Below are 19,802 nucleotides of genomic sequence, written 5' to 3'. Positions count from 1 at the left end.
CGAAAACCGGCGCAGCACTTGTCCTCATAACGTCGGCACGTTTGTTAGGCCCAAACTCGTCAGCAGCAGCCGCTAGAATCACCTGACCGCCCAACACAGAGTATCTACCCGGCTAGGCTGGCTTTTAAGTAAACTAAGCATAATTACCTGTAAGCAGTTGTACTTAACCCTTGACTTGATTCTATGACGATGCTCGCGAAACGATCGACGGCTACCGTTCTGAGCGCCCTTGTTGCGTCCTCACTGGCCTTTGGGCAGACTACCCCGCTCAAGGCGAACGACTCCACCACACCGTTGCATCTGCTGCAACCCGATTATCCCGTTCCCTACGGTCAGCCACGCGTCGAGGAAGTGACCAAGGTATTGAACCGGGTATACGAGTACCTGGAAAGCAACACGCCCATGCAGGTGATCGATCGTCAGACCGGTCAGGAGATAACCAATTTCGCTGTATTCAATCCGAATGCGGTGATCAAGCCGGGCGATTTTCGGCTGACGAGTTACGAGTGGGGCGTTACGTACGCAGGTATGCTGCTGGCCAGCGAAGCCACGGGCGATCCGCGTTATGCCGATTACACAACGAAGCGATTATCGTTTCTGGCGAGTCTGATTCCCTACTTCCGCGATCAGGTAAAGGCCGACCCCAAAGCGAATACGTCTCTGCGGCCCATGCTGGCTCCGCATGCGCTCGATGATGCAGGGGCCATGTGCGCTGCCATGATCAAAGCGGCCCGGACGGGCAGCGTGAAGACTGATCTGCGTCCTCAGATCAACACATACATGGACTACATCACCAAGAAAGAATTTCGGTTATCAGATGGAACGCTGGCCCGAAACCGCCCCCAACCGAATACGCTCTGGCTCGATGACTTGTTTATGAGCGTTCCGGCACTGGCGCAGATGGGGAAACTCACTGGTGACCGGGCTTATTACGACGAAGCCGTGAAACAGGTTACCCAGTTCTCAAAGCGTATGTTCAACAAAGACAAAGGCTTGTATATGCACGGCTGGGTTGAGGGAATGGCTGTTCATCCGGAGTTTCACTGGGCGCGCGCCAATGGATGGGGTATCATGACCAATGTCGAATTGCTGGATGTACTACCCGAAAATCATCCGGGTCGCCCGGCGGTGCTTGAACTGCTGAAGGCACACGCGCGAGGGCTGGCTGCCTGCCAGTCAGGGTCTGGATTCTGGCATCAATTGCTCGATAGGAACGACTCGTATCTCGAAACATCGGCTACGGCTATTTACGTCTATTCCATTGCCAGAGCAATCAATCGTGGCTGGCTCGACCCGCTTGCCTATTCGCCGATGGCGTTGCTTGGCTGGAACGCCGTATCCACTAAAGTAACCGACAAAGGCCAGGTCGATGGCACCTGCGTCGGAACGGGTATGGGTTTCGATCCGGCTTTTTACTACCACCGTCCCATCAATCTTTACGCTGCGCATGGTTACGGCCCGGTTTTACTGGCTGGTGCTGAGGTGATCAACCTGCTCAAAAAGAAATCGTTCGAGATTAACGACAGCTCATTACAGCTGACGCAAAAGCGGTAAAAGCGTGGAGAAAAGTAACGGGCTGAGCAGGAGAGACGGGCCTTTACCGCTTATCCCATTTATCCAGTTGCTACTTATTCATTTGCCTTAATCTGCGTAACTTGCTTACCAATACTGTTCATTTATCAACATGAAGAAAATTACGGTTTACCTGTCGGCTGCGCTGGTCTGGACAATGGTAAACGCTGCGTATTCGCAAACGAAGTTGGTCGAGAAAGTTACCCGCCAGGGGAAGGAACTCGTTATTCCGTACGAAAAATACGTGTTGCCCAATGGCCTGACGCTGGTGGTTCACGAAGATCATTCCGACCCCATCGTTCACGTCGACGTGACGTACCACGTTGGCTCAGCGCGTGAGGAGATCGGCAAATCGGGCTTCGCGCACTTTTTTGAGCACATGATGTTTCAGGGGTCCGACCACGTGGCCGATGATGAGCATTTCAAAATCGTAACCGAATCGGGTGGTACGCTGAATGGCTCGACCAACCGCGACCGGACCAACTACTACGAAACCTTGCCGAGCAATCAGCTCGAACGGGCGCTCTGGCTCGAAGCCGACCGGATGGGCTTTCTGCTGGATGCCGTAACCCAGAAAAAATTTGAAATTCAGCGCGCAACGGTCAAGAACGAACGTGGCCAGAACTACGATAACCGTCCGTATGGACTGGCTGGCGAAAATGTGGCGAAGAACCTGTTCCCCTACGGTCACCCGTATTCGTGGCTGACCATTGGCTACATCGAAGACCTGAACCGGGTGAACGTCAATGACCTGAAAAACTTCTTTCTGCGCTGGTACAGCCCGAATAATGCAGTGCTGACCATCGGGGGCGACGTGAACGCAAAACAGGTGCTGGCCTTGACCGAAAAATACTTCGGGTCCATTCCGCGCGGTCCCGAGGTGACAAAAACGCAGGTGCCATCGCCCGTTCTCGACAAAGATCGGTATGTATCGTACGAGGACAACGTCCGGTTTCCGATGCTGCAAATCGTATTTCCAACCGTGCCAACCTATCATCCGGACGAAGCACCACTCGATGCACTGGCCGAAATCCTGGGTGGGGGCAAAAACTCGCTCTTTTACAAAAATTTCGTGAAAGCCCAGTTAGCGGTGCAGGCGAATGCGTCGCACCCGGCAACCGAGCTGGCAGGTCAGTTAGCCATGACGGTGCTGCCTTTCCCGGATAAGCGGCTGGACAGCACCGAAGCACTGGTTCGGCGGACGCTGGCTGAGTTCGAAAAACGGGGTGTTACGGATGATGATATTGCTCAGTTTACCGCAACCCGTGAAGCTCAGCTGATCGATGGTTTATCGAGCGTATCCGGAAAGGTGTCGCAACTGGCTGCGTTCCAGACTTATCTGAATAATCCGAATTACCTGCCGCAGGAGTTGAAACGGTATAAAGCTGTGACGAAGGCCGACGTAATGCGGGTTTATAACCAGTACGTCAAAGGCAAAAATGCGGTTATTCTGACCGTTTACCCGAAAGGAAAGCCTGAAATTGTTGCTAAACCCGACAACTATACCGTTTCGACGGCTGGTTATAAAGCCCCCGATTACGGCTATAATGGTCTGGCCTACACGAAGCCGAAAGATACGTTCGAGCGGAAAACGAAGCCGGGTCCTGGCCCGAATCCAACGCTGAAAGTACCCCCTTTCTGGACCGACAAGCTACCCAATGGCCTGAAAGTGATCGGCACGAAGAACGATGAGATTCCAACGGTTACCATGCTGTTTTCGATTAAGGGCGGTCACCTGCTGTCGGCCAATGATCCGGCCAAAGCGGGCATTGCGCAGTTGACGGCCGCGTTGATGAACGAAGCAACGCAGCATTATTCGAACGAACAGCTCAATACGAAACTGGAAAAACTGGGCAGCAGCGTTGACATTCGCGCCAATACGGAAGAAATCAACGTGTCGGTTGAGTCACTGACTCGGAATCTTGATTCGACACTGGCACTGGTGGAAGAAAAACTTTTCCGGCCAAAATTTGCTCCGGAAGATTTCGAGCGGCTTAAAAAGCAGCAACTGGAGCTGATCGCCAACCAGGGCACGCAGCCGGTGGTCATTGCCAACAAGGCGTATAACAAACTGATCTACGGGACCGATAACATCCGTTCCGTACCGGTGAGCGGCACGACGAAATCCGTGGAAGCGATCACGCTGGACGACGTGAAAGCGTTTTATGCGAAGTATTTCTCGCCGTCGGTTACGAACCTGGTCATCGTGGGCGATATCGAACAGGCGGCTGTACTGCCAAAGCTAACGTTCCTGAACAAATGGGCGGCAAAACCAGTGACCGTTCCAACGGCGGCTGTTACCCGCAAAATCGACAAGACGCGTATCTATCTGATCGATAAAGAAAAAGCGGCTCAGTCTGAAATTCGGATCGGTTACCTGACTGATATGCCCTACGATGCAACGGGTGAGTACTACAAGACCGGTCTGGCCAATTACATGCTCGGTGGTGCCTTCAATAGCCGGATCAATATGAACCTGCGTGAGGATAAAGGCTATACGTACGGAGCGCGTTCGGGCTTTTCGAGTACGCACACACCGGGTCCGTTCACGGCGCAGGCGGGTGTAAAAGCAGCCGCAACGGACAGCTCGGTCGTTGAGTTTATCAAGGAAATGACCAACTACAGCAAGGCCGGAATCACCGATCAGGAGTTGGCTTTCGTGAAGAGTTCGCTGGGTCAGGTCGATGCGCTGCGGTACGAGACATCGCTGCAAAAAGCATATTTTCTGGGTCGCGTAATCGACTATGATCTGCCCCGCAATTTCACGGAACAGCAAAGCGAGATTCTGCGTGGTATTACGAAAGCACAGATCGATGCGATCGCTAAAAAACGGCTGCCAATCAATAACATGGTCATCACTGTGGTTGGCAATAAAGAGTTGATCAAACCCGGTCTGGAACGCCTGGGCTACGAACTGGTCGAGCTGGACAAGGACGGTAATCCGATGGCTGCGTCTACCACGACGACTGCGGCACCCGCCCGCGCCGGATCGTCCAAACCGTAGAGGGCAACATAGGTGTAACCTGGACCTCTGGTCCGGGAAGCCGAAGGCTAAACTGTAGCTCACATTACTACGCTACAACCTAGCCTACGGCTTCCCGGACCGGAGGTCCAGGTTACGTTTTTTTAGACAATGGCTTTCACTGTGCCACCATCCACCCGGATGGCTGAGCCATTGGTGGCCGATGCCAGCGGGCTGCTCAGGTACACGATCATGTTGGCAACCTCATCGGTGCTGGAGAACCGCTGAAGGAGCGACGTTGGCCGGGCATTCTGAAAAAACTCCCGCTCCACCTGGGCCCGGTCTTTGTTTTGGTGGTTGGCCATGTCAGACACAAAGTCCTGCACACCTTCCGACGCCGTTGGGCCGGGCAGTACCGCATTGACCGTAACGGCCGTGCCTTTTGTCAGCTCGGCCAGACCGCGTGCTACCGCTAGTTGAGCCGTTTTGGTCATGCCGTAATGGATCATTTCTTCGGGAATTTGCAGTGCCGACTCGCTGGATATGAACAAAATCCGTCCCCAGTTTTTGCTAAGCATCAACGGGAAATACTGCCGCGACAGCCGGATGCCGCTCATGACGTTGACTTCAAAAAAGCGAAACCAGTCCTCGTCGGGAATATCTGCGAAGGCTTTCGGTTCGAAAATGCCCGCATTATTGACCAGAATGTCGACTTCCGGAACCTCTGTCAATAGATTATCGACGGCATCTTTCTGCGAAAAATCAACCGCTACCCCACGAACATCCGCATCGGGTAATTGACTTTTCAGCGACTGAATCACGGATTGAATTTTCGCCTGGGTACGGCCCGTAATGATCACACGGGCACCTTCTTCGAGGAGTTTCCGGGCTGTGGCCAGACCAATACCGGCGGTAGAGCCGGTCACCAGGGCTGTCTTGTTGTTGAGTTGTAGATTCATGGTTGTACTGACTAAGGCCGGATCGCTGTAAGCCCAAACAAGCTGGTGTCCGGATAGAGACTAAACCGATGTTCCTGAAAGCTGGTTCGTGCGTTGGCGATTGCTGGTTTCGCGCAGACTACGTAACTGACAATCAGTTTGTGCGTTTCGCTAGCGTTATGCCCACAGAGGCATAGCACAGAGAACAAAGCAAGTACTCTCTGTGCCGTGCCCCTGTGGGAAATAATTCGATAAGAACAATGAAAAGACGCCCCTTACTCGAACTGGAAGGCGAAGTAGGTACAACTGCCTTTACTGGTGTTTTGAATGGCGTGCGGGACATTGGCTTCCAGGAAAATCAGATCGCCAACCGTAGCCGGGCCTAATTTTCCATCGATACTTTCCTGCGCCGACTTGTCGATCATAAGCAAGATTTCTGCCGCCCGGTGGGTGTGGGGCGGATGGCTCCACAACCCCTCATTCAGCGTGGTGACGTGCATTTCGAAGCGCTTGGTCATGGCGGTGGCGCGGTCGAACATCCGTCGGATTCCGCCTTTGTCGTGTGGTGTAAACGCCACTTCGTTCCAGTCAACCCAGAACGATCCACCCGCTTGTTTGCCCCGTCCAAGGTCTTTAGGCTCCTTCGACTCGTAGCGCATCACATAGTACGTGGCGGATGCGTCACTCTTGTTCTCGAAGCCGTGTTCGTCGCCGGGCATCATCAGCGCAACGCTGCCCGTACCCAGTGTCTTGGTTTTCCCTTCGATCGTAACCGTGAGCTGACCGTCTTTAATAATGATCAATTCTTCATCGTCGTGCTTATGGGACGGGTGCGGAGCCTGGTGGGGAGGAAGCGTCGTCGCGTGGATGCTCATACGCCTGAAATCAGTGGTTGTCCCGTCCAGAATCGTTCGCTGAACCCCATTCGCTTTGGTTGTTAGCGGTGCATTGGCCCACGCGTAGACACCCGAATGAACCGGTTGTACCCACGTTGCCGGGGTTGCCAGTATAAGCAACAGAAGCCTAATAAGAAGGAAGTTCATTGACTGGTTCGTAGAGCTGTAGCGCCAAAAGCATTGGTTTAGAGTGGCCTACTTGCCAACGCAAAAAGTAGCCTAAACCGACTCTCTTTCCGTGATCTTGTTTGCTGAAAATTTTCCGGAAAAATCGAAAACGCTGCTGACACAGGGCTGTCAGTGGTGGGGTGTTATTTTGTACAGTAACCAACCGCCACTACCCACTATGACACAGACACCGGGAATGAAGACCCCGCTCACCCTCTCGTCGTTGACCAGTGATTATGCTGTTTACAACGAATGGGCGAACAAACGGCTGGTTCGATGGCTCCAAAGCAAGCCGTCGGGCCTGATGGAACTGGATGTGCCATCGAGTTTTGCGGGCATAAAAGGGACCCTGGTTCATATCTGGGATACGCAGCGGATCTGCCTGACGATGCTACAAGGGACAAAAGCGCCTGCGTCGTTTCGGCAGGGTTTTTATGGGTCGATGGCCGATGTGTTTACCGGGCTCATGGAGCACTCGACCGCGTTCGCAACGTACGTGCAGTCGTTGAGCGAAGCGGAATTACAGGCCGACATAAACCTGATAACCCCCTGGTTTGATGGTACGCAACCACGCGTTTCGTTGATTCACCATTGCATGAACCACGGCACTTACCATCGGGGACAGCTCATAACGATTGGTCGTACAATTGGCCTGACCGATGCGCCTACGACGGATTATAGTTTCTACCGGGAGATTGGTTAGTCCGATACCGCAGGTAGCGCGGGCGGAAGCCTGCATAGCCGAAGCGTAACGTATAATTTAATACCTATAATTGACCACGCGGGCTTCCGCCCGCGCTACAAACCGTCCATGCCAACGATGACAGATTCCGCGATTAATCAGCTCAGAATGGCGAATCAGCAAATCAGCCGGTCGACCTTCGCGAAACCCAGTGCACTGGTGGCCTGGCTTGGGGCGGTGCAGGGACAGGATTTCCCCGCAGCAAAATGGGCGCTTGGTCTTCGGCTGCCCGGCACTACCGAAACGGTAATTGAACAGGCGATCGCTGACCGGTCGATCATTCGTACCTGGGCCATGCGGGGAACCCTGCATCTGCTGGCCGCCAACGATGTTCACTGGATGCTGGCTTTGCTCAGACCCCGACTGCACCTGTTGTCGGCTGGTTATTTGCGCCGATACGAACTCGGCGCAGCCACACTGACCAAAAGTTATGACATACTGGTTAATGCGTTACGGGACGGCAACGAACTAGTACGAACGGAGTTGAAACGGGCCCTCGATGCGGCAGGCGTTCCCGTCCATGATTTGCGTATGAACCTGCTTCTTGGACGAGCCGCGTTCGATGGGCTGATCTGTTGTGGCGTCCGGCGCGGTATCGAAAATACGTATACGCTGCTTGATGAATGGGTGCCGCTAACGAAGGCGATGGCGCGCGACGAAGCCTTGGCCGAACTGACCAAACGGTACTTTACGAGCCACGGACCCGCCACGCTACCGGATTTCGTCTGGTGGTCGGGCTTGACGATGGCGGAAGCCAGAACCGGAATTAACCTGACTAAAGCACAACTTATAGCGGAAACAATTGATGGACAAACCTATTGGATGGCTCAAGCCGGGCCTGTCGTTCCCGATGCGGCACTGGCCGTTTATTTGCTACCGTCTTTCGATGAGTATCTGGTGGGTTATAAAGATCGTCGTGCTGCACTCGGTGCGCTTGATCTTCAGCAGATCGTTAGTGCCGGAAATGGAATCTTCAACCCGGTACTGGTCGTCGATGGACGGGTTGTCGGAACCTGGAAACGGACGATCAAAAAAGACACCGTTTCGATCGATACAAAACTTTTCTACCCCTTATCGGAAGCGCAACACGAAGCCTTTGCGCAAGCCAGTAAACAATACGGCCACTTCAAAAAGCTGACTACCCAATGGTCGCTGGATAGCACTCAAGTTGGCTGACGTTGGAAGAATACAGTCCAAATAGCAACTGAAATGGCTGGGGTGGCAATCGCTCCGGCCGTTTTGTTATTAGCTGAACCCCAATATCTTTGCGTACTATGAACAATGCGCTTATTTCGACCGCTACGGTAGACGATATTCCTGCGTTAAATCAACTGGTGAATAGTGCCTATCGGGGCGATGGCTCCCGGAAAGGGTGGACAACCGAAGCCGACCTGCTGGGCGGTGCCCGAACGGATGATGAGGGGTTGACGATCATGCTCCAGAATCCGGCGGCAACGATCCTGAAATATGAGGAGTCTGGTCAACTACTGGGGTGCGTTTATCTGGAACGAAAGGATGCCGGTATGCGCTATTCCGATCTGTATCTGGGTATGCTGACCGTGACGCCGGAAGCCCAGGCCAACGGCATTGGCCGGAAGCTGCTGGAAGCCGCCGAACGAATGGCTGCGGAGTACCATTGCCGGGCCATTACGATGACGGTCATCACCGTTCGGTATGAATTGATCGCGTGGTATCAACGGCGTGGTTACCAGCCGACCGGCGAAACGAAACCGTTTCCGAACGACCCCCGCTTTGGTTTCCCCAAACAGCCACTTGACTTTATTGTCCTGGAAAAGCTCGTATCTAAGCCGACTACGACCACTCAGCCTTAACTCCTACACAAACCGATCTACCGTTTATGAACATTCGCTACGCCTTCTATTGTCTGCTCGTACTTTCGTGTGTCAACCGCTCCTACGGGCAAACGCTTGAGCAGACGCTGAAGAACATGGGTATTGAGTTATATGCGCCGACCAAATCCGTAGGGAACTACGTAAAAGCCGTCCGGTCTGGCAACCTGATCTTTCTGGCCGGTCACGTATCGACCCGCGCCGATGGGTCAGCCATTACGGGAAAGCTCGGTAAAGAACTAACCATGGAACAGGGATACGAAGCGGCTCGGGTAACGACTATTTCGTTGCTTTCCACGCTCAAAAATGAAGTCGGCGAATTGGCTCGGGTGAAGCGTATCGTCAAGGTGACGGGGTTCGTGAATTCGACGCCCGATTTTACCGATCAGCCCAAAGTGATCAATGGCTGTTCTGATTTGCTGGTAGCGTTGTTCGGCGACATTGGCAAACACGCCCGGTCGGCGGTTGGCATGGCCGCGCTACCATCAAACTACGCCGTTGAAATCGAAATGGTGGTGGAAGTGGAGTAAATCTAGTCGTCAGGAAACTGCCTACTGCTCTTCCCCTCTGATCCTGAAAATACCACCTTCAATCGTTTCATCGACCCGAATCTGACAGGCTAGCCTACTGTCGGCATCGGCATCGGGTAGGGTATCGAGCATATCCAGTTCGGCGTCGCGTGCCGGAGGGAGGTTATCGAATCCGTTAAGCACCTGCACGTGACAGGTTGCGCAGAGTGCCATACCGCCACAGGTTGCCAGTATGTTATACTCCGACGCTTTCAGCACTTCCATCAGGCTCAGATTAATTCCTTCCGGAATTTCCAGCATTTGCGGCTCGCCATCGCGGTCTTCTATCGTGAATTGAATCATATCGTATTGTAGCGCGGACGGTCGGCCGTCGCCGTGGAAACCCGCTTTTAACACATCCCGGCTCCGAATCCCCGCCCCAAAGCTGCTACTTTAAAAGGTGGGAATGCCGTTAACTGTTGTGTATTTGAAACTCAGCTTCTGATTGGGGTATACGTATTTGAAGGCACTCTGGCACATCAGCGCAGCTTCGTGGAATCCGCTCAGGATCAACTTCAGCTTGCCCGGATACGTGTTGATGTCGCCGATGGCATAGATCCGGTCAACATTAGTTGAGTAATCGGTGGTGTCGACGTTGATGGCCGACTTATCGATCGACAGGTTCCAGTCGGCAATAGGACCGAGCTTTGGCGTTAGGCCGAAGAGCGGAATCAGGTTGTCGGCAGCCAGCGTCGTCACGGTTTTGTCTTTGGCCGTAATACTCACTTCCTGCAAATGGCCGTTGCCCTGAAGGCTGGTGATCGTGGATTGCAGTACCAGATTGATGCGGCCTTCCTTCGCCAGGTCAAACACTTTTTCGGCAGAGTCGGGTGCTCCCCGAAAACTGTCGCTCCGGTGAACCAGCGTCACTTCTTTCGCAATCGTAGCCAGAAAAACCGTCCAGTCGAGCGCCGAGTCACCACCACCCGCCAGCACCACCCGCCGGTCGCGGAGCTGTTCCGGATTTTTGACCATGTAAGCGACGCCTTTACCCTCAAACTGTTCCAGGTTTTGAATCTCCGGCTTACGTGGCTCAAAGCAGCCAAGTCCCCCCGCAATAACAACGACCTGACAATGAACGGCTGTGCCCTCGTTGGTAGTCAGCAGGAAGGATTCATCGGCCTGCCGTTCCAGCGTTTCGACCCGTTCGCCCAGCGTGAATGTCGGGTGGAACGGCTCAATCTGTTCCATCAGGTTATCGACCAGCTCCTGCGCTTTCACTTCCGGATAGCCGGGAATGTCGTATATGGGTTTCTGCGGATATATTTCCGAAAGCTGCCCACCGACCTGGGGAAGCGCGTCGATGAGGTGGCAGCGCATTTTTAACAACCCGGCTTCGAAGACGGCGAACAGGCCAACGGGACCCGCGCCAATGATGCAAATATCTGTAGTGATCATAGTAGTATTCGACAAGCGGCTTCCCCATTTTCACCGGTAATCTGGCCAAAAGCGTTGGAGACGTGCCGTGAAAAGCCAGTTGGCCGGGGTACTAAGCCTGCCGTAAAGGTAGAGCGAGTACTCCGGTTCAGGGCAGCAATCCGGTATGAGAAATGGTAATGCGGGATAACCGGAATGAATACGACGGAGTAGCTGATGACAGGTTACGCGGGCAAATGCAGAACGTAAAGTCAGGTTGGCCTTTGGATAAATTGGGGCCGGATCATCTCCGTTCAGCACTGCTTTTCGGTAGGATGGATGTACTTTGCACCCAGTCCTCTTTGTTTAGGCTAACCCTTTTAACAACTAGTTTCATGTACGCACGAGTCATTCAGGTGCCCTTAAAACCGGATACGATAGCCGAGTCGATCGATTATTTTCGTGATTCAGTTGGCCCCGGTCTTAACGAATTGACCGGCTTTAAGAACAGCCGTTATCTGACGAATACCGAGACGAACAAAGGATTGATGGTAACGATCTGGGAGTCTGAGCAGAGCCGAAAAGACGCCGAGTCCAATGGCTTTTTGCAGAATGTCTTAGAAGGAATGAAAGACTACTTCGCCGGACCACCAACGGTTGACTATTACGATGTGAATGTGCAGGTCGTGTAGTACGGTATCAGTTTGTAAACCAGGGGTCATAGGCCGTATCTCCAAGATACGGCCTATGACCCCTGGTTTACAAACTGATAGTCAAAAATTTAAATATAACGCAAGACAGCATTCTCCGGATGGGCCGATTTATACCGACCGTACCACCGGCATAAGGGATAGAGGGCCAGCACCAGTCCAAGCCAGACCAGATAAATCGGGCCAAGCGAAATACCGGCTCCGGCAGGGCGTCCGAAACTCATTGTACCGGCCTGGATATCGTTCAGGCTAAATCCCTGGAGCAGAACCATCGCAATCATCAGCAGGTGAACGGAGTACCAATGGATGATGTAATAAAACATCGGAACTTTTCCATATACCATCAACCAGCGCGTAACGGGATTATCAACGCCATCGGCCAGCCCCAGAACGACCAAGGCAATGCCAATCATCAGTAAATCATACAGCAACGAGGGCGGATACTTCGTTACGTTGATGAATGACAGCACGGTAAAGAGCGCGTCCTTCTGAGTGGACCACGGCGCGGGATCGCCATATACATTGATAAAACGGAGTATAACGAATAGCCCTAACGCACTGAGGCCAAGGCGAAACAGCAACCGCCTGCGAACGGTAATGGGTTGATCAAGACGCGAGCCGAGCGCAAAACCGACCAGCATAATACCCAGCCAGGGAATCAGCGGATAGCCGGTCACCACCGCGAACGATGGACTTAACGGGAAGAAATCAACCCGGAAAAATAAGGCGCTCACAAAGCGGGCCGTGGGATTCGTAATGGGTGGCAGCAGCGCCAGCAGATTATGGCCGAAAACGATCACCAGACCGAGTAGGCCAACCCATCTGACCGGCAGTCGGGAGAGGATCGAAAGAATAATCAACCCACCACCAATCACGTAAATTACCTGCAACAGCAGACTCCGAAACTGAATGTCAAACCAGAACGCGAAGTTGATCACCGTCAATTCAAGCAGGATCAAAACCAGCCCCCGCCTGAACAGAAAGCCTCGTGACGCAGCCGAATTCCGGTTTTTCTTCAAGGACAGATAAGCCGACGCGCCCGATAAGAAAACGAACGTTGGTGCGCACAAATGCGTAATCCAGCGCGTCAGGAAGATCGGGGCGGTGGTGGTCGTCAGGTCGGTTGGGTTCTGCGAAATAGCCGTGATATGTAAAAGGTCCCGAATGTGGTCCAATGCCATGATGATCATGACCAGACCGCGGGTTACGTCGATGGTAGTGATTCGATTCATCGGACAGAATAGTGTTAGCGCTTATAAGCTACGACAATATCCTGAAAGGTGGTCGCGTTTTTTCGACCACACCAGCGACCTGGGTAAACAGATACCGGAGATGATAAGCCACATTGAATCAAGGTAGTCAACACCCATGATTCGTCGAAAGCGGTCCCCAGATCAGGGTCCAGCGGGTTGAAAATATACCGCCCCTCTAACTCGTACTGAAAATTGTACGTACTCTGTTCGGTGACCATAAGCGTCCGGGATTCTTCGTTGAGCAGGAAGAATGTCGCAAAACAACGACCACCCGGTTTGAGCACCCGGCTGATTTCAGCCAGATAGTGTGCCGTTTCCCGAACGGGCATGTGCGTAAAAACGGACGTTAGAAAGACGAAGTCAAAGCGGTTGTCTTCGAACGGGAACCGGTATTCGTGCGCCTGGTAACGGCCCTGCGGATGATAATGGCTGTTGTAGACATCCGCCAATTGAAAGTGAAAACCGGGAAAGCGGGGCGTAACCATACGCTGACACCAGGCTATACCCTGTTCAACAATGTCAAAGCCTTCATAACTTCCTTGTGCTGTTAGATAATTGGTCAGGGGAATGGCCATTCTACCAATACCACAGCCTACGTCCAGAACGGATTCGTTAGGCTTCAGGCCACCGATGTCGATGAAGAGTTTTTTGAATTCCTGACCAACTACCTTGAAGTCCCCGGCGCCAATAAAAATTTTGGAGCGAGGGGGAGTCAATGCATCCCGTAAGCCAAGAAGTAGCTCACTGTAATCTACGACACGGGTATACGTTTGTTTAATTGGCTTTTTTAACGATTATGGAAGTAATTGTCTTAACATAGCAGGTGACGTTAAATGTGGAAATATTACAGCCTTATCTATCCGTAATCAGCATAAAACGTGAATGCCCCCTTCGACATCTGTCTACTTATTGATTCGGTGTTAAATAAGACACAAGGCAAGACGGCAATTCTAGTCAATAGTCATCAGTATTTGCTAGTTTGTCCCTAATGCGATAATAATAGTCCCAAATACGAAAGTCAAGACAGATTTTGAACCGGCTAGTGGGCAGTGTTGCCGGAATGACGATAGACGGCAAAACGGCCATCGAAATAGGTGAGTCTGTAGGAAGGTAAGCTGGATGTACCGGGTTTCGGGTAAAAATCTTCCGGTCGGTACGCGTAATCCATTAAAATAAAACCAACGCCTTGCTGGTGCGCCCACTGTGCCAGCTGCGCTGATGGATTGGCTGTCGGTATGGCATGGTGCTTGAAGTTCTCGCTGCTCAACAGGGCTGGATGACGATCATATTCGTTGAAAAAGTAGGTTAGCGGCACGAGTCCTTTTTCGTTGGTCGGGATCTTCTCCCGCAGATTTTTATAGGAAACAGGTAAAAATTCTGAACTGAAATTTTTATAAATAATTTCAATAGTTCCGTAAATGCCGATACCAAAATAAGCGGCAAGTACTACGGCCAATCCCCAATTTTTGAATGGGTTCGAACGATATAACTCATACACCAGCACCAGCATAAACGGTATGAACAAGGGCATATACGTACCCGATCCGTGTTTGGTAATGAGCCAGAATGAGACGATCAGTAGGCTGGAATAGACTTTCAGCACAACCGGTAACGCACGAAGGTATTTACGCTGATGCCAGAGCAGGAATACCAGCAACAGTGACAACGCTATCTGCTCCGGCGATTCGAAAAAGAGCTTGGGAAACGTGAGTATTACTATCAGTTTGGGATACCAGCCAAACGCACTTTGCGTAGCCGGATCGTTGCGAAACTGATACGACCAGATAGCAAATCCATTGTCGGCCAGAACAATATCCGTAAAGTAGAACAGGGCCGTTAGGCCACCCGCTACGGCAAACAGCAGGGCTTGTTTGTACAGGCGGAGATACACCAGCGTTCCAAAACCGGCGATCAGGTAAATGACTCCGTTGAGATGGCACAGCATCGCCAGGCCCGCCAGTACACCGGCTATGAGACTCCCGGCCAGCGACGGGCGTTTGTTGTTCAGACACAAAAAAGACCCAAATCCCAGGGCCGCCAGCATAAGCTCAGGCCGGTTCTCGAAACTCATTTTTATGAGCAGCCGGTTCGAGAAGATCAGGATCAGAATAGCCAGAAAAGACCAGGAACCGTAGCGACCTTCTTTGTTGCGGATGTAAGCGATAATTTCGGCTATAATGACGCCGAACGAAAGCAGCCCGACGAATTGAACCACGGGCAGATGATAGCCAAAAAGGTTGATCAGGCCCGCGCCGAACAGCAAAAACAATTTATGACTAACCAGTAATTGATTCTCCCAGCCCAGCAACCCCCTGAAAAATTCGGATCGGATGATACCGTCCTTGACGAACCAGTACGATTGCTCGGCAAACCAGGCATCATCGCCGGTCGGGTTTCGGTGGTAATAGGTGAGTGTTGTTAATAGCACTAAAATGGCTAAAAATATACGTAAATGCTTCTCGGATAGCGTCATTAACGATAAAATCGTTTATACAGAACGTGCGCAGCCAGTATGTAGTAGCCGTTCAAACGCCTGTTGGTAGGGGTGTATCGGTTTCTATTTCGGTAAATATAGAGAAGACTACTTCATAAAGTGAACCGTTGGAATGCGCGCTGGATGCGGACGAATGGAGCCGTTGAAAAGAGTGACGGGTAGATCTGCCTAATCCCTACCGTCCTGGTCCGGGCGCGTTCCCTGATCCGATGGTGAGCGTAAGCAGGCGCTTGTTCGAACGGACCACGTAGTCTATATTGCGACCAACACCAGACAAACTACCTGCAATGCCCAAGGCTGTATTGATGGATCATGATGGCGCCATCGATGATCTGTTGTCCCAACTGCTCGTATTGACAATGCCCGATGTTGATTTGATTGGGGTTACCGTAACACCCGCCGACTGCTACATTGAACCTGCGCTCGAATCGACCTACAAGCTACTTCAGCTGATGGGCAAGGAACAGATTCCGCTGGGGAGGGGTGATTACTATGGCATCAACGCGTTTCCGAGCGAATGGCGCGCGCGGCCGGAGATCATCAACGCGCTGCCGATGCTTATCAATCTGCCCAAAGCGCCCGATCCGTATACGTACCTGAGCGCTCCCGACCTGATCATCGACCGGCTCACCAACGCTCCCGGAAACGTAACGATGCTGATGACCGGCCCCTGTTCCAACCTGGTTCTGGCGCTGGAGAAAGCCCCTGAGCTGGCGGCCAAACTAGAGGAAGTTGTATGGATGGCGGGGGCTTTCAACGTATCCGGCAATGTGCAGACGTTTCAGCACGATGGCTCCGCCGAATGGAATGTATTATGGGACCCGATCAGCACAAAAAAACTCCTGGAGCTTGAACTGCCGCTGACATTCATACCGCTGGACGTGACTAACCACGTACCCGTGACAAAAGCGTTCCTGTCCACGTTAGCTACGCAGATCGACTACAACCTATCGAACCTGACGGGTCAGTTCTGGGCGCTGACGATCGACACGATACCGGGCTATTATTACACCTATTTCATGTGGGATATTCTGGCAACGAGTTATCTGGCTATGCCGGAGCAGTTCAAAACGGAAGTCGTGAAAGCAAAGGTGAGCACCCGGCCACCCAACGCCGGACAAACCTATCTGGATGACGCAGGCTATTCCGTCAAAATCGCGACCGACGTCAACGTCGAGTATTTCTATGAATACCTGTTAACGCAATTCAAGCGATAATTGGGCGAACGAGTGATTGAGTGAACGAGTGATTACTAGCCACCCTATTCGCTCGTTCGCTCGTTCACTTAATTGCCCCCGCTCACTTTCGTCGCGGACTCTCCTTTTGCTTGGGCTGTTGCAGGCTGACCAGCCGGGGTGTCGAGGTGATTCCAGTTGATGAGTACGTTCCAGAGAAGGGGCGCGTCGTGGTGATTCAGGTAGCGGTGTAACGGGTCAAACGTGAACGCAACCACCCGTCCCGAACCAACCGGCACGTTAAAAATACCGCCATGACCAATGATCGCCTGTTCGTTGCGCACCATGCCCGACAGTACATACGGATCGTCCTTTTTCGCGGCTTCCTTGGCCTTGTCTTTTATCGGCTTCCGATCGGGCATGCCCATGATGGCTCCCTTGTATTCTTCTTCGTCCTTGAGGGGTTTGGTACCGTACTGCATCAAAACCATATCGCGGTTGTATTTCTTCGTTTGCAGCAGCGGAGCGATACCCCGGAAAATAGAGAACGTTTCGGGGAAACCGTACATGATCGGACTGTCTGGTTTTCGGTTCTTTACGGTTACAATCGAACCCGGGTGGAAAAGCGTTGGTGCACTCACCTGCTCCAGGTCGCGGGTAATACCCGTTTCGGCAATCATCAGCGATGAGTTATCCAGCGTGACCAGCACACCACCCGCTTTCACGAATTTTTTTAGCTGCTCGACGCCCTCAAAACCGGGGCCTCCGGTCATGTCACTGGTGGCGTCCGGAAAACCATGCGACGGAAACTCGGCGGTTTTGGTGTACGGCATTGGCCCGTATTTCGCGTCGATCTCGTGAATGAAACTAATGGCCGATCCGCGCATCCTGGGAATCAGAATTACGTCAAATTTCTTTCGAAGGTCGCCTGATTTCAGATGGTCTTTGTTGATGGATGTGTACGGAATGCCGCGCTGTTCGAATGTAAACCGGGCCCAGCCTTCGTCCTGCGTATTAAACCAGCTGTGGTAAATAGCCACACGGGGCAGACTGATTTCGTGCTGTTTGACATCCGTACTGGCTTTTGTTGCCTGCAAATCAAGCCCGAACTGAGCCGCCAGCTTCTTCGACTGATCAGCTGTGAGTCCTTTGAACACGACGGCTCCAGCCGCCAGCGTGTCTTTGATACCCGCAATGGTCGTGCGCGCATCCAGCACGATCGCTTTCGCCTGTTTGTTCTGCGTTTTGGCCCATAGCAACGCGGGGAGCAGGTTATTCTGACCCTTGTAGTCAAGCACATAACTGTTGCCGTCGCCGTTCATGGTACCGGCGTAGCGTACGTCGTCGCTGATCATTTTCAGGTCACTGGTTGCGTATTTTACGCTGTCTTCGGCTTTCACATCAACCCCATACAGATAACCCAGCGTCCAGGCAATGTCGTCGTAAGGCGGGAACTTCGCTTCTTTGGGGTAGTTCTGTTTCGTCAATAAGGACACGGCCAGATTGCGATACGGCTGATTGAGCAGCACCACGTAATCGCCCTGATTGTTGCCCGACTCCGCTTTGTGGACCTCGATAGCCTGCGCCCGTAGCTGATTCACTAGGTAAGCGGCCATGGCGGGGTCGCGCTGGTTCTTCGGAATTACAAAAGCGCGTGGCGTTTCTTCCGTTCCTTTCCGGATGTTGTTAAGCCCTTTCTGGTAAAAATTCTTCAGTAGCATCCGGCTGTTCGTCGCGCCGTACGTCAACGAGGCCAACACACCCGCTTCCATGTAGTTGATGCCATTCCGATAAGACCAGTACACCTTTTCCGTAGCCGGATCGGGCCGATACCATTCTTTGGACGTGACCGCATCTCCCGCGTATTTCTGCTCGCCCAAATCGCGCAGGTAGGTAGTCGCGCCTGCATTCCCGAAGGTTTCGTAAAAACGGCCGGCGGCATTGTGATTATTGGAAATCCAGAGGGCATAACCGGGATACCAGCCATCGTAGAACGCCCACGTGAACACGCCGGGAATGCCCTGCGAAGCCAGTGACGTAATGTCGTGATTGGCCATCGTCTGCCATTCACCGATCGTGATGGGATCAATGGTTTCGTTGTAAGGCCCCGTACCGGTTGAGATGTACAGCAGGGGGACGGATTCGTGCAGATCGAGGCTGACCGTTGGGTGCCAGTCGTAGAAGATTTTGAACAACGCTTTGGTCAGTGCCTGCGATACCTGCAAACCGTCGCGGTTGTTATCGTGGTAGGTGTATTTGCCCCAGTAGGGTGGCGATTTTGGAAAACCATCGTCGTAGTTCTTTCGGTCTTTGGTGTAACGAAAGTACCAGTCGACCTGCTTGTCCCAGCCATCGGGTTCCGACACGGGATTGATCAGGACAATGATATTATCCCGAATCGTTTTGATCTCTGGCTGCTGGCTGGTAATCAGTCGATACGCCAGTTCCATGAGCATTTCCGGCGAACCCATCTCCGGCGAGTGAAGACCCCCATTGAGGTAATAGACCAGTTTGGTGTCACCCAGGATTTTCTCTAAATCCTGCGGGTTCATTTTTCGCGGATCGGCCAGTAGAGCGAGCTGCTTCTTGTAGTGGTCGAGCCGTTTCATCGCGTCTTCGCTGCCAATGGCGACCAACTGAATAGGCCGTCCTTCTTCGCTGGTGCTTACCTGCTGAACGGTAAGGTTTGGTGAGCTTTGGGCCAGTTTCTGGTAGTAGCCATAAATTTCTGGAGTACGATGCAGAACACCGGGCGTGCCGACAATCTGGCCGAAATACTTGAGGGGTGAGGGGATTTTCGGGTCGTTGGGAAGGTCCAGGACCGAAGAAGGCAGGAACCGTTTGTCAGTTGTATACTCTTTAATTTTCTGGTTGTACGTCTCGTCGATTGACTGAGCCTGGGCTGATACGCCAGTCAGTGTGAATCCGAGTGCAGCCAGCGCACAGACCCGCCTGATCAACGGGGTCTTTGTAGAAAAGGCCATAAAGGATACCGGTTAGATTTTTATGCATAAAATTTACCAAATATTGGCTTATGTGGCAACTATATCAAGACAGTGCGGAATTTAATTTCAAATAAATCCATAAAATCAAAATAAAGTAAACGTATTGCCTGGA

Annotated in this window: 16 protein-coding genes; 8 read left to right on the top strand and 8 right to left on the bottom strand. The window is 52.4% G+C overall.

Annotated features, from left to right (window positions below; translation table 11 throughout):
- The first annotated feature begins 183 nt into the window (after positions 1–183).
- Positions 184–1,554, top strand: coding sequence for a glycoside hydrolase family 88/105 protein (locus GK091_RS16340; protein WP_164040316.1), 1,371 nt, complete (start codon positions 184–186; stop codon positions 1,552–1,554).
- Positions 1,555–1,684: 130 nt separating this feature from the next.
- Positions 1,685–4,576: a M16 family metallopeptidase gene (locus GK091_RS16335; RefSeq protein WP_164040315.1), complete on the top strand. Its 2,892-nt coding sequence runs from the start codon at positions 1,685–1,687 to the stop codon at positions 4,574–4,576.
- Between the two features lie 122 nt (positions 4,577–4,698).
- Here the strand turns inward: GK091_RS16335 and GK091_RS16330 are convergent, their stop codons facing one another.
- Entirely contained in the window at positions 4,699–5,493 is a 795-nt protein-coding gene (locus GK091_RS16330) for an SDR family NAD(P)-dependent oxidoreductase (RefSeq protein WP_164040313.1), read from the bottom strand.
- Between the two features lie 254 nt (positions 5,494–5,747).
- On the bottom strand, positions 5,748–6,515 hold the full coding sequence (locus GK091_RS16325; protein ID WP_164040312.1) for a cupin domain-containing protein: 768 nt from the start codon (positions 6,513–6,515) through the stop codon (positions 5,748–5,750).
- Positions 6,516–6,606: 91 nt separating this feature from the next.
- On the opposite strand from GK091_RS16325, the gene GK091_RS16320 reads away from it, so the two are divergent.
- The 4 genes from GK091_RS16320 (at position 6,607) to GK091_RS16305 (ending at position 9,658) form a co-directional block, all read left to right on the top strand.
- Positions 6,607–7,239, top strand: coding sequence for a DinB family protein (locus GK091_RS16320; RefSeq protein ID WP_164040310.1), 633 nt, complete (start codon positions 6,607–6,609; stop codon positions 7,237–7,239).
- Between the two features lie 117 nt (positions 7,240–7,356).
- Positions 7,357–8,454, top strand: a complete 1,098-nt coding sequence (locus GK091_RS16315) for a winged helix DNA-binding domain-containing protein (protein WP_164040309.1) — start codon at positions 7,357–7,359, stop codon at positions 8,452–8,454.
- 98 nt (positions 8,455–8,552) lie between these two features.
- Entirely contained in the window at positions 8,553–9,110 is a 558-nt protein-coding gene (locus GK091_RS16310) for a GNAT family N-acetyltransferase (RefSeq protein WP_164040307.1), read from the top strand.
- 26 nt (positions 9,111–9,136) lie between these two features.
- Positions 9,137–9,658, top strand: coding sequence for a RidA family protein (locus tag GK091_RS16305; RefSeq protein WP_164040306.1), 522 nt, complete (start codon positions 9,137–9,139; stop codon positions 9,656–9,658).
- A 21-nt stretch (positions 9,659–9,679) separates the two neighbouring features.
- Here the strand turns inward: GK091_RS16305 and GK091_RS16300 are convergent, their stop codons facing one another.
- On the bottom strand, positions 9,680–10,000 hold the full coding sequence (locus GK091_RS16300; protein WP_164040304.1) for a 2Fe-2S iron-sulfur cluster-binding protein: 321 nt from the start codon (positions 9,998–10,000) through the stop codon (positions 9,680–9,682).
- A gap of 90 nt (positions 10,001–10,090) precedes the next feature.
- Positions 10,091–11,095: an NAD(P)/FAD-dependent oxidoreductase gene (locus tag GK091_RS16295; RefSeq protein ID WP_164040303.1), complete on the bottom strand. Its 1,005-nt coding sequence runs from the start codon at positions 11,093–11,095 to the stop codon at positions 10,091–10,093.
- A gap of 353 nt (positions 11,096–11,448) precedes the next feature.
- On the opposite strand from GK091_RS16295, the gene GK091_RS16290 reads away from it, so the two are divergent.
- Entirely contained in the window at positions 11,449–11,745 is a 297-nt protein-coding gene (locus tag GK091_RS16290; protein ID WP_164040302.1) for an antibiotic biosynthesis monooxygenase family protein, read from the top strand.
- Positions 11,746–11,834: 89 nt separating this feature from the next.
- On the opposite strand, the gene GK091_RS16285 is transcribed toward GK091_RS16290, so the two are convergent.
- From GK091_RS16285 to GK091_RS16275, 3 genes are all read right to left on the bottom strand, one after another.
- The gene (locus tag GK091_RS16285; RefSeq protein ID WP_164040300.1) at positions 11,835–12,995 is read right to left on the bottom strand and encodes a DUF1624 domain-containing protein; all 1,161 of its coding nucleotides are present in this window, start codon (positions 12,993–12,995) and stop codon (positions 11,835–11,837) included.
- A 14-nt stretch (positions 12,996–13,009) separates the two neighbouring features.
- Complete coding sequence (locus GK091_RS16280; RefSeq protein WP_164040298.1) at positions 13,010–13,732, bottom strand: class I SAM-dependent methyltransferase; 723 nt, start codon at positions 13,730–13,732, stop codon at positions 13,010–13,012.
- Positions 13,733–14,055: 323 nt separating this feature from the next.
- Entirely contained in the window at positions 14,056–15,489 is a 1,434-nt protein-coding gene (locus tag GK091_RS16275; RefSeq protein ID WP_164040296.1) for a hypothetical protein, read from the bottom strand.
- Positions 15,490–15,797: 308 nt separating this feature from the next.
- On the opposite strand from GK091_RS16275, the gene GK091_RS16270 reads away from it, so the two are divergent.
- A complete protein-coding gene (locus GK091_RS16270) occupies positions 15,798–16,727 on the top strand; it encodes a nucleoside hydrolase (protein WP_164040295.1) in 930 nt (309 codons plus the stop codon).
- A 68-nt stretch (positions 16,728–16,795) separates the two neighbouring features.
- On the opposite strand, the gene GK091_RS16265 is transcribed toward GK091_RS16270, so the two are convergent.
- Positions 16,796–19,669, bottom strand: a complete 2,874-nt coding sequence (locus GK091_RS16265) for a M14 family zinc carboxypeptidase (RefSeq protein ID WP_164040293.1) — start codon at positions 19,667–19,669, stop codon at positions 16,796–16,798.
- Positions 19,670–19,802 lie beyond the last annotated feature (133 nt).

Origin of the sequence: Spirosoma agri, assembly GCF_010747415.1 — a bacterium.
In the GTDB taxonomy this organism is placed as follows: domain Bacteria; phylum Bacteroidota; class Bacteroidia; order Cytophagales; family Spirosomataceae; genus Spirosoma; species Spirosoma agri.
The sequence above is the reverse complement of the archived record's forward strand: the minus strand, read 5'-3'. Positions and strand labels throughout refer to the sequence as shown.